The organism is Leptospira bandrabouensis, from assembly GCF_004770905.1.
GTDB classification, from domain to species: Bacteria; Spirochaetota; Leptospiria; order Leptospirales; family Leptospiraceae; genus Leptospira_A; species Leptospira_A bandrabouensis.
The window spans coordinates 1,975,464-1,990,855 of record NZ_RQHT01000014.1 but is presented as its reverse complement, the minus strand read 5'-3'; the positions used below and the strand labels follow the sequence as shown (position 1 = coordinate 1,990,855).

The window sequence follows — 15,392 nt, the reverse complement described above, 5'->3', positions numbered from 1 at the left end:
AATTAGTTTTTTAACCAACCGGATTTATCCAATTGGATATAAACCTGAAAGAAAAATACTACCAAACTAATAAAAATCATCCTTCGTTTTAGTGAAAACTGACTAATGGTATAATTTTGTTTTTCAGGTAAATACAAAAGGTAAATGATCAAATTTACATTAAAAAACAAACCCAAAAACTCATTCGAAAGAATAGGAAATTTTTCCTTAACCATGGGAAGATAGGTTGCAATTAAAACCAAGATACTTGGTATAAAATACAAAGGGGTTTTTAGAGTCCATATCCTATCTTCTGTTAGGTCATTGATTCGTTTTAGTCCAGATTCCTTTTCCAAAAGAGAAACTAATTCTTCCTGATTTTCAATGTTTACTAGCGGATAAATTTTTTCTTTTGTTTCCAAAACGATACGATTGTATCCACGAAATTTATCGATTGTGATCTGTTCTAAATCTTTCATTCGAAGCGAGGCACAATTTCCATTGGAATCAAATTGTTTGAGTGATCCACCTTCGATTTCAATTCTTCCCGATGATAAAATTTCAATTTGTTTTAGGTAATTTTTTCTAAGAAACCAAAAGAACAAAACTAACAAAGGAACAAAAATAGTAAAAAACTGAATTCTGCCTTCTTTTGGCACCTGCAGACTGTTATATGCAACAAAAACTACAAATAAGGAAACAACAGCCCAAGTTCTTTTTAATAATTTATTTCTAAATAAACTTACATCATACTGAAATGTCTTTTGGATACTCATTTAGAAAAACTCACTTTTGCGAAATATAGATTCCATCCGGACACCTTCTTTTTCCAAATTTTCTGCACCACCTTCTTCGCGGTTTAAGATACAAATCCCTTGGGTTACGGAAATCCCGACCTCTCTTAAAGCTTGGACTGCTTTCAGAGTCGATCCACCTGTAGTAATTACATCATCTACGACCAAACAGGATTTTATTTCCTTCCAGAAACCTTCTATTTGTTGGCCAGTTCCATGCCCTTTGGCTTCCTTTCTGACAACAAGTGGAAAAATGAGTTTCCCCTTTTTTTGGTAAGCAAGTGCTATGGAATAAGCTAATGGATCAGCACCTAACGTAAGTCCGCCGACAGCTTGGAAGTCGGCACCCATTTTAGGAATGATTTCTTCCACAAAACATTCCGCAAGAGCAGCAAGGCGCTCGGGATGGAGAGTGATCTCCTTACAGTTAAAATAATGATGGGATTCAAGGCCACTTGCTAAACGAAAGGGAGCTTCTGAATACCGATAGACGTAAGATTTCATCCAGGCAAAGAGTTGGTCTCTATAAGTTGGGGACATAGTCTAATTATTCTTCTATTTCTGCCCCGAAAAGTATATTTTTATTGGTTATGGATTAATTAGGTCAGTTGGGGAATATTCCCCCTTGGACCACCAATATGGTTTTTAGGATCCAAGGAGATACCAATCAAAGTTGGGAATTAGTTGGCGCGATTTTTATCAGATAAAGTTCCAAGGAAGGTAACAATTTTTTTTGTTTCATCCTCAGAAAGATTCATACCCAATTGGTGGTAAGCCATCTTCTTCACTGCTTCCTCTAAAGTTTTAACTTGGCCATCGTGGAAATAAGGTCCAGTCAAAGCAATGTTTCTTAAACTTGGAACTTTGAAGAAATATTTATCCTCTGCTTTTTTAGTGACATTGTACAAACCAAGATCGTTAGTTTTGTATTCATTCACTTGGCCCATTTTACGGAAAGAATTTCCTCCGAGAAGGTTTCCAGAATGGCAAGATGTACATCCTGCTGCCATAAATGATTTAAACCCCTCTTGTTCTGCTTGTGAAATTGCTTTGTAATCTCCGTTGATAAAATCATCAAATCGTGAGAAAGTAACCAAAGTTCTCTCAAAGGCAGCAATGGCTCCTGCCAAGTTTTCATAAGTGACTGGAGTTTTTTCATTCGGATAAGCTTTTGCAAATAAAGCTGGGTATTCTGCATCCGCGTTCAATCGTTGCAAAACTTCTTTTTCTGAAGGCATTGCCATTTCCACTGGATTTAAAATGGGACCTTTGGCTTGTGCTTTCAAATCCGCAGCACGTCCGTCCCAGAACTGAACAAAATGAAATCCTGCATTGAGAACAGTAGGAGAATTCCTGTCTCCATTTTTACCGAAAGCTCCGGGAGAAGTAGGAAGGTTGTCTACACCAGCCCCTTTCCCTTCCACATTGTGGCAAGAGTTACAAGATTGTGTTTCGTTCAAAGAGAGCTTTTTTTCGAAGTAGAGTTTTTTTCCCAAAGAAATTAACTCTGCTGTATCATTTTCAGAGCCAGGCATTTTTTCAGGTAAGGCACCAATGATTTGTTTGGCCTTGCCTTGCAAATCTTTGGTTTCTTGTGTTGGCCCACAATAGGTAAAAGTGGCGAGTAGGATGGAAATGAATAAAGGTGTAAGTATTTTTCTCAGCATATAATTGGAATCTTCCTAAAAAGAACCGGAATCGGCAAGTTAGAAATAATATAAATTCAGTCTAAACTTAGAATCATTTCAATTGCATACTAGTCAGACAGATTGATGAAGACCTGTTCAAAGCCCAGTTTTTCCTAGATGGAAAAGGCGACAATTTAGGGCAAATGGATGTCTTCCCCATTTTATCCCAGTGGCAAACGGCAAAAACCTCCTATTTTCCCCTATTGGCACGATTTATGCTTATTAGTGTTCTAGACCTTTAGGAGTTGTATATGTTGAATACAAGAAGAACCGATCGCATTGAATCTTTAGATTGGGATGATTTGGTCTTAAAACTATTTTCTATCAATGACCAACCAGAATTCCTGATCGCAAAAATTGGAAATATTTCAGAACTCGGAGTGAGTGGAAGTTTAAACCAAGAGATTGAAATCAATGACCGAGACCTAGTGGCTGGGGTGATTGAAAGTGATTTAACCAGGTCACGAATTTCCTTTAAAGGGAAAATTGCTTGGAAAAAGGAAACAGACCAAGGCCTACTCTTTGGCATCAAGTTTTTGGAAGAATTGATCCTTCCTAATTTTATCATTGCAAGGTCCATGGCAGAATCGGTAGCATAAAAAAGAAAAAAATAAGATTTTAGGGTTAGAATCTTATGAGAATCTCTCGATTTGCTTCTCATAAGATCCGATATTAGTTGGGTAGCTATGTCCCAAGTCAAACATTTGATATCTTGGCAAGATTGGAGTGATGGAGAAATCCGGGAACTCCTTGAGTTTGCAGTTTATGTAAAGAAAAATCGCGTTTATTTTTCTGGGCATATGGCTGGACGTTCTCTTGCCATGTTGTTCCAAAAAACTTCAACAAGAACCAGAGTTTCCTTCGAAGCAGGAATGACAGAACTTGGTGGACACGCAATATTTTTGGATTGGATGGCTTCCAACTTTCTACTTTCTGATATCGATTTTGAAGGGAAATATCTTTCGAGTAACGTTGCCATCATCATGGCTAGGCTAAAAAAACATGAGGACCTACTCGTGTTAAAATCAGGATCCACGGTTCCTGTGATCAATGGTTGTTGTAATTTATTTCATCCCTGTCAATCTTTAGCAGACATCCTAACAATCGTTATGGACTCTCCACTAGATTGGCAAAAGAAAACTTTATGTTATATTGGTGTTCACAACAATGTTGCTAATTCTCTTATAGAAATTACCGCAGCACTAGGAATCCATTTAACTCTTGTAACTCCTATTGCCTCAGAAGATTCGATTGTAAAACAATCAGTGGAAAGGGCCAAAAAAAAAGGTACTATCTCTTGGGAAACCGATGTTAAAAAAGCAGTTTCCAATGCAGATTATGTTTATACAGACACTTGGGTGGATATGGAATATTTTAATGATCCCAAATTCCAAAAAGAAAAAGAAGAAAGAATCCAACTCATGATGCCCTACCAAGTGAATGCAGAACTTTTAAAAAATTCAAAAGCAAAAGTGATGCACGATATGCCAATCCATGCCGGATATGAAATCACAAGGGAAATGGTAGAAAGTGATCGTTCGATTATTTTTACGCAGGCAGAAAACCGTTTGGATGCGCAAAAAGCAGTCATTCTTAAATTATTAGAAAACCATAACTAAAGTTATCTCCCTCTGGAGAATTTTTGTACAAACCAAACCTATAGAATCCAATTCTATAATGTTAGTTTGTTTAATCCTTTATCGAATCTTTGCGATTGACCATCCAACCACTAAATCCATCTAAAAAATATAAAAAATCAACTTTGTCTTCGTGTTCAAAATCAAAGTTTTGTAAGGCTTCGTCATAACAATGAAACCAAACAGCTCTTTCTTTTTCAGAAATAGGAAAAACAAAATGGCGCATCCGCATCCTGGCAGGTCCCCATTTTTCTAGATAATAACTTGGGCCACCTAACACTTGTATTAAAAAATCAGCTTGTTTTTCTTTGGCCAAGTCCCAGTCGCTTTGAAACATCCACTGAATTTCGGATGTTGCCACAAGGTCATAAAAATCAGAGACAAGTTTTCGAATGTTCTCTTCTCCCCACTTTTCAAATAGGAATTTAACATTCGGACTGGGTGGAGGCGGACCACCGGCTGGTGTGTAAATATCGTTTGGATCCAAATCAATTTCCAGAATTGCGAAAGGGACAGGAAGGGGAAGTCGATTTTCGACCGGAGCCGAAGGCGTAGCCCGGACTGGCCCGGCCCTTTGGCACAAAGGGTTCGCCCCAACATTTCAGAAAGGCAGGAGAAGACTACATGTGTAAAATTTCCTGGAAGGTTTTGCCTGACTCGGTGCGGTTCCGGTTTTACGATTATTTCCTCGACGATAGGCAAAATTCACAAAACTTGGTAAAAAAATCCGAAAAAGGTATATTAAATGGCACTGACTCACCCGCAATCAGCTCTCTTTGCAGGAGAAAAACCTTTCCCTATCATCCCTGCTTGTGAACACTTCGCTGGATCTGAAAAACTCATCACAAAAGCTCTCGAGTTACAAAATAAACTCGGTGGACTTTTTGATATCACGATGGACTGCGAAGACGGTGCCCAAACAGGAAAGGAAAAAGAACATGCAGAGATGATTGTTCGCATCCAAAATTCTGAACTCAACAAACACAAAATGAGTGGAGTTCGTATCCATGACTATACCAACGAACATTGGAGAGGTGATATTGATATCATCGTTCCTGGTGCCGGAAATGTAATTGCTTACATTACAATCCCAAAACCTACAAAAGCAAGCCAAGTGAAAGAACAAATCACTTACATCCAAGATGCTTGCAAAAAAGCAGGAATCAAAAGAGAGATTCCGATCCACGTATTAATTGAAACTCACGGTGCCTTAAACGATGTATTCGAAATTGCAAGCCTTCCATGGTTACAAGTTTTGGATTTTGGTCTTATGGACTTTATCTCTGGCCACCACGGTGCAATCCCTGCTTCTTGTATGAAGTCACCAGGTCAGTTCGATCACGAATTGTTAAGACGTGCAAAATCAACTATGGTTGCGGCCGCTCTTATGAATGGAGTGATCCCTGCACACAACGTAACTTTGGACTTAAAAAACACATACCAAACTTACCAAGATGCAAAACGTGCACATGATGAATTTGGTTTCTTACGTATGTGGTCCATTTATCCTGCACAAATCCAATCGATTTTGGATGCAATGGCTCCAAACTTTGCAGAAACACAAACTGCTTGTGATATTTTAATCAAAGCACAAGACGCAGATTGGGGACCAATCCAACATGATGGAGACCTTCATGACCGTGCAACTTACCGTTATTTCTGGGAACTCGTCCAAAGAGCAAAACTCACAGGACAAAAACTTCCAGACGAAGTAGAAAAAAGATTTTTTTCTAAATAATCGTTTTTAGTCAGAATTAGACCAAAAAAAAGGCTCCTCTTTGGGGCCTTTTTTTATGCCTGGGAGGATTTCCGCTTCAGAATTCAGACCATTTCCGTTTCGAAACATCCAGTAGTTTTCGTTTTTACGGAATTTTTGTTCAATATATTGACTTTTTATTTGCAATAACGGATCGTTGATTAGTTACTGTCCTAACTTATGGACATGCGAATCTCAAAAACGACCCTCTCTCTTTTCCTTTCCGTACCTTTGGTTCTGGCCTTACTTGGTGCCTGCGAACTCTCCGCACAAGTGGAGGCGAGTGGCACAAACCCAAAACAAGAACCCGTGGTTTTGGAACAGGTTCCCCCTCCTCCCAAGGAAGAAAAAAAGGAAGGGTACGTGAGTCCGCAGATAGGAAATTTATCCGGAGAGTATTTGCGAAGTCTGCAAGTGACGGCAAAACAAAGAAAGGCAATCCAAGAAAACAAATCACTTTGGTTTGCTGACAAGTTTCGAGTTGGGTTTGGAATTCGGCCGAAAGTGGACTCTCTTTATAATACTGATTTTGACAAGTCCACAGCAGATAACAGAAATAATGCGCTAAGCCAAACACAGTTTTTTGTGATAGGTGACCTAAACGAAAATGTGTTATTTAAAGTTACCTTACAGGATGTACGCCTTTGGGGAGGTGAGATTGTAGCGGGCGGAAATGCTGACCAGAAATATGGAGCCATCGCGAACGCAGGAACAACGATTGATACAAGTAAACAAAAGGAAGTTGTTTTAAATAATTTTACTGGGTTTCGGGAAGCGTTTTTAGATTTAAAAACAACTAACCAAAACTTCAGGCTTCGAACAGGCAGGCAAATTTTAGAATTCGGAGACGGAAGGATTCTTGGTTCTAGAAACGATAGTTTGAATGGGAATTCCTTTGATGCACTTAGATTTACTGGCAAAATTAGCAATCATACTTTAGATGTTTTTGGTTCTGTCGTTGGTGCTGAAAACAATTCCAATAGTCTTGTCTCCAATAACTCAACAAAGTTAGGTGGTATTGGAGATTCTTATTACGGAGGTGTACATTATAACTGGAAAGTCGCAGACTGGTTAGGACTTGATTTATATAATTATAGTTTATTCAAACAACAAAAAAAAGCAAGTGCCCCGCCAGTTCTCTCCGATACACGCAATTACCGTGGGGATGACCAATTGAATACCTCTGGATTTCGACTTACCAATAGAACCAAAAACAATTCCCTACCAGACGGAACAGGTATTGATTGGATGGTAGAGGCGGCTTGGCAAACAGGATTTAATGGCGAGAGAGTGACTCCTGATTGGTTAAACCAAAAAGGAAATTATGTTACCAATCAGAAAACGGGAGAACTACCTCCTTTCTCGGAGGCAGTGAGATACAAAGCCAATATCGTAGCGGTCCAACTAGGTTATACTCCCGTAAAGGAATTTAGAATTGGAGTACAATATGTCCAAGCCTCGGGTGATCCCAATCGAAATGATTCCAGTGTTGCCACATACAATCCTTTGTTTGCCACAAGAAGGATGGCAGGTGGCGCACTCCCCTTTGCCGGAAACGGAAATTCTGGGCTTGTATTCTGGCAAAATATCAAAGACTACTCCATCCATCTGAAATATGAAACATCGCATTATGGTACTTTTATTTTTAATCCTCACTGGTATTATAAAGTAAAATTACAAGACGGATATTATGATAACAATAATTATGTGGCAGGAAGTAAAGCCACTGGGGAAACCGCATCCACCGAAGATTATTTTAATAACCAAGCTTACAACACAAACAAACCGCAATTGGGTAAACTTGTCGCAACAGAACTAAACTTTATTTATATCATTACACCTTTTGAGAATGTTTCTTTTTGGTTTGGGGCCACAGTCATTCGAGCAGGTGATGCCATCAGAAATCAAAAAAACAATCCTAACGAACCAGATCCACTCCATAGATACGATTTAAGCCCTACGGCCACTATGGTTACATTTCAAACCGTATTTGCAATCTAAAGTTTTTAGTTTAAAAGAGAATGACGCCAAAAGAATGGGAACTCTAATGAGTTCCCATTCGAAAAGGAAACCAAATCGAAAATTTTTACAAAATGGGAAATGTTATTTTAATTTAAATTTTTCTACCTGCGTGGAAAGATAAGATGCCTGTGAGGCAATTTCTCCTGCAACGATCGTTAGTTGGTCAGAACCACTGGCCACATCTTGAGTTCCATTCGAAATACTAATGATGGTTTTAGAAATTTCCTCGGTCGCTCTTTTTTGTTCAAATACAGCGTCTTCAATTTGTAAGTTTAGGTTGGTCAAAAGATTTGAATTCTCCGCAATATCTTTTGCATTGTTTTCTTGTAAAAGTACAGAACCAAGAACTCTTGTTGCCGATGTCTCAAATTCTTTTACCCGACTATTGAGTAAGTTTAAAACTTCTGCGGCTTCTGTTACTTTTTTGTTTCCATTTTCCACAGCAGAATTTGTGGAAATAACCAGATCTCCAATTTCTTTTACTGAGGCTCCCGTTTGTAGAGCAAGTTTTCCGATCTCTTCGGCGACCACAGCAAACCCGCGACCTGCGTCACCTGCCCTGGCAGCCTCTATGGCCGCATTCAATGCTAATAGGTTAGTTTTTTCTGAGATTTCTGTAATGATGTCCAAAACTTCACTAATTCGTTCGGCTTTTTCACCAATGTCTTCCATCGCACGAGTGGATTCATTCATAGCAGTTTCCCCGACAACAGCATGTTCTCTCGATTCCGAAGCAAACTTGGCTAGATATTCCATTTCTTTGTTAATATTTTGAACTTCTTCTCTTAAAGTTAAAACGGATCTATCAATTTCTTTCATTTTCACAACCGCTTCTTCCATCGACTTACCGACATTCTCAGCCGATGCTGATAATTCTTCCACAGCAGCAGAAGATTCTTCTGCTGCTGAGGCTTGAGTTTGCGAAGTATCAGATAATGTTTGTGAGGTGGATGCCATTTTATTCGATTGGCTTCCCAAGGATTCCACTGTTTGTTTGATATCTCCTATTATGGATACTAAACTATTTTTCATTTGATTCATTGAATGTAACAAACTACCAATCTCATCCTGGTTGATTTCTTCTGCATTGATTGCTAAGTTTCCGTTGGCAATTTCAGAAGAGAACTTCATGGCATTTTGTAAACGAACGCTGATTTGTTTTTTAAATACAAAATTTAGAAAAAATAGAACCACAACCAATATGATGATTGATATAAAAGAAGAACTTAAAATTACTTTGGTAATTTGGTTAGTAAAAATCGAATCAGGAATACTCACTTGTAGGGCCCAAAATTGAGGATCTTTTCCAATATGAAAGGGCGAAAAATAATGAGTGTATCCATCGCTTTGAATGGTAAACATTTTTCCAAGTTTTAGATTTTCTAAGTAAATTTTTAAATGTTCAGAATTTTCAATTTTTTTCCCAAGTTTCGTTTTGTCCTGACCATACATCACATAAGTTCCGTTGTCCGATAAAAAAGCAATATGTCCTTGGCCACGAAAAGGACGACTATCACCAATTTTTTCTTGTAAGGAACTAACTTCTAAGTCGATACCAGCAGCCCCCTTAAACTGACCTTTCGGATAAATGGGAACCACAAGAGAAATCATCTGAACTTTTTTTCCATCAGCTACATATTCATAAGGCCCAAAAACCTTTGCTTTGTTAGTTTTTTTAACTTGGAGGTAATAATCACCCGCACCATTAGGATTGTCATAATCAACAAGATGATCTAATTTAATTTTTCCGTCACTTGTATGGTGTAAATACGGAATGAATCTACCTGTTTGGTCATGGCCCGGTTTCCCAATGAAAGAAGAATCCCTTCCTTCATAAGCATTTGGTTCATAACAAAGCCAAATAGCAAAAATATCATCATTCCGTTCCAGAATTTCTCTCATACTGCTAATCATAGAATCGCGAGGCGGAGAAGTATAAAACAAAGCGAACCGGAATCCTCGAATGACACCCATCATGGCATTCAGATGTTCTTGGATTTCAAATGACCATTTCTCAGATGTGATTTGTGCATTTTCTTTAATTTCAGCTCTTAGGTCTGTGATGGTTCTGTATATTTGAAAAGAGGTAAGGATCACAAATCCAATAAATAAAATTCCAGCAATGGATAAAGAGACTCTTTGTCGTATACTCATAAAGATCGATCTTAGGTTATTTAAATTTTTTGTAAATAGTTTACCGTTCCTTGAAAACCAAATCTGGAACCTAATGGGAATTAATTATTTCTCATAACTCCTTTGGTTTCCGTAGATTTACTAATCAGTAACCATAAAAAATAAGAATTCTTTGAGAGCTGCTAATGGAAAAGGTCCACCCAATTCCTATCAAACAAAAGAGAAGATTTGTTCTACGATCACTGTACGTTTTAATTTGGCGATTGCCAATTCTATGGAGCTCTCAGAAATGAACTCCATAGTTTCCTTACATTTTTATTCGAATCGGCAAAATTAACGAGGGTAACTTCTGCGTTTGGATTATTTTTTTGCCCTTGTTTTTACTTTAAAATTTTTGTATTCCACATATTCTATATCATCCACAGACAGTTGATAAACACCTTTTGTGGAATGAACAATAAATATATCACCTAACTGAGCAACGACTGCCCCAGATAGGACATCCCCGTTAGTTTTATGAATGGTTTCAAGGATGCTATAATGGTTATGGATTTCTTCTTCATTATCCAAACCTGTTTTTTCTGCTTCCTTTGCAATTTGATTTAAAGCTTCCATTCGTTTGGCTTCATGTTCCTGTTCTATGGTTCCGACTTCTGTTTTTTCAGTCGAATTTTCCTTTTTTGATTCAATTTGTTTGTGAATGGTTTCTGAAGTAATGGAAACAAGAGTCTCCGCTTCCGCTTTTTCTTGCGGGGTGATCACAGTTTGTGATTTGGAAAGACCGCTATCAATATCAATCAATCCAGAAATTTGTTCATTGGTAAGGGCCTTGGCAGGAACCTTTGCATTGATCAAATAGACCAACTCATTAAGGTTAGGATTCACTTCCAACCTTTCTCCAGGTTCCAAAACCACTTCGTTTTCTTCTAGAGTTTTTACCAAACGATTATAGTTCTCCGCAGATAGTCCTTCATTGATCTCAACTAACTTGGGCGAGGTTTTGAAAGCAACGGAAACGGCACCTTCGTAGACTTTCACTTTCGGTACAGAACCTTGGTCTAACTCAAAAGAAAAAACAGTTCCCCTAACACCCGCCACCATTGTAGGCGAAGTTACGGAAAGATTTTGTCCTGATTTTAATTTTACTGATTTCACCAGTAAATTTCCTGCTATCATGTGAATGTCTGTATTGGGACGGTTTTCCCCAGCTATATCTCGAAACAAAATATCCGAGTTGTCTTTGATGCGAATGATTTCCCCACGATAGGTTTGTAAATCGACCCTACCTAATTTGGTAACGATCCGATCCCCTGGACGAACCACATCTCCAATCTTGGCTTTGGATTCCTTACCTTGGGAACTGATCGTAATATTTCCTTGAAAGAAGGTAATGACTGCACCTGCGGTTTCGTCTTTTGTTTGGTTAGATCCAAATTGGAAACGACTGCAATGAAAAGTGATCAGTAAAATAGCAAAAAGTGTAACGATAGTTTTCATATTTTTTTTCCGAATGTCCTTGTAGAAAAAGAAACAACTCAATGTATCTCCATTATCAAAATTGTAAAAACAAAATTTAGTTTTTAAGAAATTAAATAGGATTTTGCCCAATTCCAAAGTGATAAATACAAAAATGTCACAATGGATAAAGTCCCCACAAAAAGAATTAAATTATAAATACGATTTTTAGCTAAAACTTTTGGATCCAAATCGGGGCCGACCGGCCACACAAAGGAAACTAAAATAAGAATATAACCAATGGCGGCTAATGTTGGACCAATAAACAAGAGTTTACCGCCAAAACTATAACTTGTGAGTGTTAAGGAAGAAACAATACCAATTTCTCTCAAAGAATCTAAACTGCGAAAATCTAAATTCCCAAACTGGTAGCCGACAGGTGTTCCAAAAATTAGAATGTTTTTCCCATTTCGTAAGTGGATTTCTAGATCAGACCCGGAAAAACCGCTGGAACTGACTCCTGTCTTTTGCCTGGCTGCACCTTGGTAATTGTACCCAATTCGTTCAATTTCTCTGGGATTAAAACGGTCTTCTGAACTTTGTGTGAATTGTTTACGGTTGAGGATACATTCCTTGGGATCACAATCCAATCGGGCTCCGGTTCCACTAAAAAAGAATAAAAAAATGGGAAAAATCAAAAACAAAAAACCAACGATTGTTTGTTTCCATAAAAAAGTTTTTAGTGATTTATTTTCAGCTAACATTAGTTTCTCCGTCACACAGAAGTTGAACATGAAAAATAAATGAGCAATGACTATTTGAAAATTATTTTTTTAAGTCAGAAATTTTTTTACCAGAATCTGAAGGCCGACTCAGTGGTTTGGTTTTGCCAATCATTTGTGATTGATAAATGCTTGTGTGCCCAGAACAAATATAAGCAATTCCAGCACTCAAAAGAAAAAAGATTCCACATTCCCATCCAAACAATTCCATTCCCATCACAGCACATGCCAAAGGAGTGTTCGTGGCACCTGCGAATACAGAGATAAATCCAATTCCCACAAACATAGTAAGATGAAAAGGATCAAAATACCCAAATAAATTTCCCAAACTGGCTCCAATAAAAAAGAGTGGAGTCACCTCACCTCCTTTAAAACCAGAGCCAATGGTAGTCACTGTTAAAAGTAACTTCAAAAGAAATGTTTCCCCTGGTAATGGTTCCAAAAATGCTCTTTGGATTGTGGGAAGACCTAAACCAAAATATTCGAGGTTGAATCCGAAAACAAAGACAATCACAAGTATAATACCACCAACAAAGGGCCTAAGTGGTGGATAAGGAATCCACCTAGAAAACAAATGAGAAATAGAATGCATAAGCCAACTAAAAAGTTTTGCTACCCATCCCGATAAAACAGCTAACACGAACAAACAAATCAAAAGGGTTCCATTATAATCAAAGGAAATTTTTGGATAATGAGAGTGGGAAACACCCCAAGACAAACAAACCAAGTGAGATAAATATGCTGAAAGAAAAGCAGGAATGATCCACTGATAACGATAACTTCCAATGCGAATGACTTCAATAGAAAAAATAGTCGCGGCGAGTGGAGTCCCAAAAACAGAAGCAAAACCAGCACTGATTCCAAGGATAATCAATGTTTGGTGTTCATGAATCTTCATTGGAAAGAATCGAACGATTTGGTGAGCGATGGATCCTCCCATCTGTACTGCTGTTCCTTCTCTACCAGCAGACCCACCAAAAAGATGGGTAACCAGTGTTCCGAGTAAAACCAAAGGTGTCATCCGAAATGGAATGATGGAAGAAGGAGAATGGATTTCCTCTAAAAGAAGGTTATTTCCTTTGTTGGCATTTTTTCCGTAATGAAAATAGAACCAACCTATCGCAAAACCGGCGAAAGGAAGAAAATATACGAGCCATATATGAGATTCTCGAATCGATGTGACTGTATCAAGGGCCACCAAAAAAAAGGCAGAAGTAGAACCGACAGACAAAGCAATGAGAAGGATAAAAAATAACCACTTGGTTAGGTACCTTAGGCAAAAAGAGTCCCAATAGAGAGATACCAGGTTCTGAAATTGAGAAATTCCTCGCTTCATTTGCCTTTCCTATAAAATGGAAAGGGTTTTCTAAGAAAACTATCTTTTAAAAAATACTTAAACCCAATACTTAGGTGTTGACCTAAGTATTAAATTCTGTTATTATGCCTCTATGGTCAAAAGGTCGTATAATATTGATGTGGTATTCCATGCACTTTCTGATCCAACAAGAAGGCAAGTTGTAGAACGACTGAGCCAAGGCCCTGCCAGTGTCAGTGATTTGGCAAAACCTTTCTCCATGGCCATGCCTTCTTTTATGCAACATTTAGATATTTTAGAATCAAGTCAGTTGATCTATACTAAAAAGGTAGGAAGGGTGAGAATCTGTTACCTAAATCATAACCCATTTTCTGTCATGGAATCTTGGTTGCAGATTCAAAAATCTTTATGGAACACAAGGTTAAATCAATTGGATACATTCTTGTTAAAGACAAAGGGGAAAAAGTATGAGTAACGAATCAAATGAAACATTCAATCCTGAATTGGATTTAGTGTTAGAGAGAATTGTCGAAGTACCAGTAGAATTGGTTTGGAATGCATGGACGAAACCAGAACAATTAATCCATTGGTTTACACCAGCACCTTGGAAAACTATCGATTGTAGAATTGATTTAAAACCAGGTGGTGAGTTCTATACAATGATGGAATCACCGGAAGGAACCCAATTTCCCAATAGTGGATGTTTTTTGGAAATTGTCCCCTTACAAAAGTTAGTTTTTACGGATAGTTTACTTCCAGGTTATAGACCTTCTGGCAATAGTTTTATGACCGCATTCGTTACAATGGAACGAATTGGTAAGGCAACCAAATACAAAGCGTTAGCAAAACACAAAGATCCTGAAACTAGAAAACAACACGAAGATATGGGATTTATGGACGGTTGGGGCGCTGCACTAGACCAATTAGTAGCGTTTACTAAAAACTTACCCAAATAACCAAAATTAAAAATTAATAAGTATTCGCCGTTATACGGTAACGGCGGACATTTCAATAGCTTCAATTTCTCTTTTTTTATTTTTCATCATCGTTTCTGCCGCTGCTAAATAGGCTTCAAATGTAGAATAATCCTTTGCTTTGATGGATCCGCAAAAATGGAAATAGATAGTTTTAGATTTTTTTAAATGAGAGTATTCTTTGAGATTAGAATAACCCATCATCCCGCTGACAACAAAAACGTCTAAATCCACATTAAATTTATACGCAATTTTCATTACTCCTGTCTGAAAAGGTTTAACTTCTTCGGTAAATGTTCTCTCACCTTCAGGATATAAAAAAATAGATCTAGTTTTTAAAACTCTAAGTACGTCCGTTTTAAAGTTTCTAAAATTCGGTTTTTTTTCTGAATAAATAACTGCTTCCACAATGGTTTTATGCATCATAAGAGGAATGATTTTATATCTTTGAATGATATCCCCACCCAAATAAGATAATTTAACATCTTTAGAATTTGCCAAATACGGTAGAGCAACGATCAAAGGAACTTCCAAGGCATTGGTATGGTTACAAATTAAAAAACGATTATTTCCATTAGGGTCCCAATTTCCCTGTACAAACTGTAACTTTCTTCCCGTAATTACAAAAAAAGAACGATACCAGAAATAACCTAAGTAGTTATTGATACGGTTTGACCACTGGTCTAAACCAGTGATTTTAAAAATATAAGAGAAAGATAATCCAATCGGAAAAAGAATCACAAAAAATGGAATTGCATAACATAATACAACGAAGAGTTGAAGTTGGCCCATGGGAAAATAGAAATGAATTCCTAAACGAGGTAAACAAGAATTCGTTCGAAAGAACTTAAAATCTA

15 protein-coding genes are annotated in these 15,392 nt (G+C 37.6%); 6 read left to right on the top strand and 9 right to left on the bottom strand.

What is annotated here, in order from left to right; translation table 11 throughout:
• Positions 1–2: 2 nt before the first annotated feature.
• The 3 genes from EHR07_RS16460 to EHR07_RS16450 form a co-directional block, all read right to left on the bottom strand.
• On the bottom strand, positions 3–755 hold the full coding sequence (locus tag EHR07_RS16460) for a hypothetical protein (RefSeq protein ID WP_135746056.1): 753 nt from the start codon (positions 753–755) through the stop codon (positions 3–5).
• Entirely contained in the window at positions 756–1,313 is a 558-nt protein-coding gene (gene pyrE, locus EHR07_RS16455) for an orotate phosphoribosyltransferase (protein WP_135574488.1), read from the bottom strand. It lies immediately after the preceding gene.
• 140 nt (positions 1,314–1,453) lie between these two features.
• A complete protein-coding gene (locus tag EHR07_RS16450; RefSeq protein ID WP_135746055.1) occupies positions 1,454–2,440 on the bottom strand; it encodes a cytochrome-c peroxidase in 987 nt (328 codons plus the stop codon).
• Between the two features lie 272 nt (positions 2,441–2,712).
• Between EHR07_RS16450 and EHR07_RS16445 the strand changes: the two genes are divergently transcribed.
• The gene (locus EHR07_RS16445) at positions 2,713–3,060 is read left to right on the top strand and encodes an LEPBI_I2431 family sigma-54 regulated protein (protein ID WP_135746054.1); all 348 of its coding nucleotides are present in this window, start codon (positions 2,713–2,715) and stop codon (positions 3,058–3,060) included.
• Between the two features lie 87 nt (positions 3,061–3,147).
• Complete coding sequence (locus EHR07_RS16440) at positions 3,148–4,080, top strand: ornithine carbamoyltransferase (protein ID WP_135746053.1); 933 nt, start codon at positions 3,148–3,150, stop codon at positions 4,078–4,080.
• 70 nt (positions 4,081–4,150) lie between these two features.
• Here the strand turns inward: EHR07_RS16440 and EHR07_RS16435 are convergent, their stop codons facing one another.
• Positions 4,151–4,585: a globin domain-containing protein gene (locus EHR07_RS16435; RefSeq protein WP_135746052.1), complete on the bottom strand. Its 435-nt coding sequence runs from the start codon at positions 4,583–4,585 to the stop codon at positions 4,151–4,153.
• A 258-nt stretch (positions 4,586–4,843) separates the two neighbouring features.
• On the opposite strand from EHR07_RS16435, the gene EHR07_RS16430 reads away from it, so the two are divergent.
• On the top strand, positions 4,844–5,836 hold the full coding sequence (locus EHR07_RS16430; protein ID WP_100727834.1) for an HpcH/HpaI aldolase/citrate lyase family protein: 993 nt from the start codon (positions 4,844–4,846) through the stop codon (positions 5,834–5,836).
• A 198-nt stretch (positions 5,837–6,034) separates the two neighbouring features.
• Complete coding sequence (locus EHR07_RS16425; RefSeq protein ID WP_135746051.1) at positions 6,035–7,855, top strand: alginate export family protein; 1,821 nt, start codon at positions 6,035–6,037, stop codon at positions 7,853–7,855.
• Positions 7,856–7,957: 102 nt separating this feature from the next.
• Here the strand turns inward: EHR07_RS16425 and EHR07_RS16420 are convergent, their stop codons facing one another.
• The 4 genes from EHR07_RS16420 to EHR07_RS16405 all read right to left on the bottom strand — a co-directional run bounded on the left by EHR07_RS16420 (position 7,958) and on the right by EHR07_RS16405 (position 13,582).
• Positions 7,958–10,030: a methyl-accepting chemotaxis protein gene (locus EHR07_RS16420; RefSeq protein ID WP_135746050.1), complete on the bottom strand. Its 2,073-nt coding sequence runs from the start codon at positions 10,028–10,030 to the stop codon at positions 7,958–7,960.
• A gap of 339 nt (positions 10,031–10,369) precedes the next feature.
• Complete coding sequence (locus EHR07_RS16415) at positions 10,370–11,506, bottom strand: FecR family protein (RefSeq protein ID WP_135746049.1); 1,137 nt, start codon at positions 11,504–11,506, stop codon at positions 10,370–10,372.
• An 83-nt stretch (positions 11,507–11,589) separates the two neighbouring features.
• Complete coding sequence (locus EHR07_RS16410) at positions 11,590–12,228, bottom strand: hypothetical protein (RefSeq protein WP_135746048.1); 639 nt, start codon at positions 12,226–12,228, stop codon at positions 11,590–11,592.
• A gap of 61 nt (positions 12,229–12,289) precedes the next feature.
• A complete protein-coding gene (locus EHR07_RS16405) occupies positions 12,290–13,582 on the bottom strand; it encodes a chloride channel protein (protein ID WP_135746047.1) in 1,293 nt (430 codons plus the stop codon).
• Between the two features lie 112 nt (positions 13,583–13,694).
• Between EHR07_RS16405 and EHR07_RS16400 the strand changes: the two genes are divergently transcribed.
• Complete coding sequence (locus EHR07_RS16400; RefSeq protein WP_135746046.1) at positions 13,695–14,036, top strand: ArsR/SmtB family transcription factor; 342 nt, start codon at positions 13,695–13,697, stop codon at positions 14,034–14,036.
• Positions 14,029–14,517 (top strand): SRPBCC family protein, encoded by a 489-nt coding sequence (locus EHR07_RS16395; protein WP_135746045.1) that lies wholly within the window; start codon positions 14,029–14,031, stop codon positions 14,515–14,517. Before EHR07_RS16400 ends, EHR07_RS16395 begins: the two co-directional genes overlap by 8 nt.
• A 30-nt stretch (positions 14,518–14,547) precedes the next feature.
• On the opposite strand, the gene EHR07_RS16390 is transcribed toward EHR07_RS16395, so the two are convergent.
• Entirely contained in the window at positions 14,548–15,327 is a 780-nt protein-coding gene (locus EHR07_RS16390; RefSeq protein ID WP_135746044.1) for a lysophospholipid acyltransferase family protein, read from the bottom strand.
• Between the last annotated feature and the right edge of the window lie 65 nt (positions 15,328–15,392).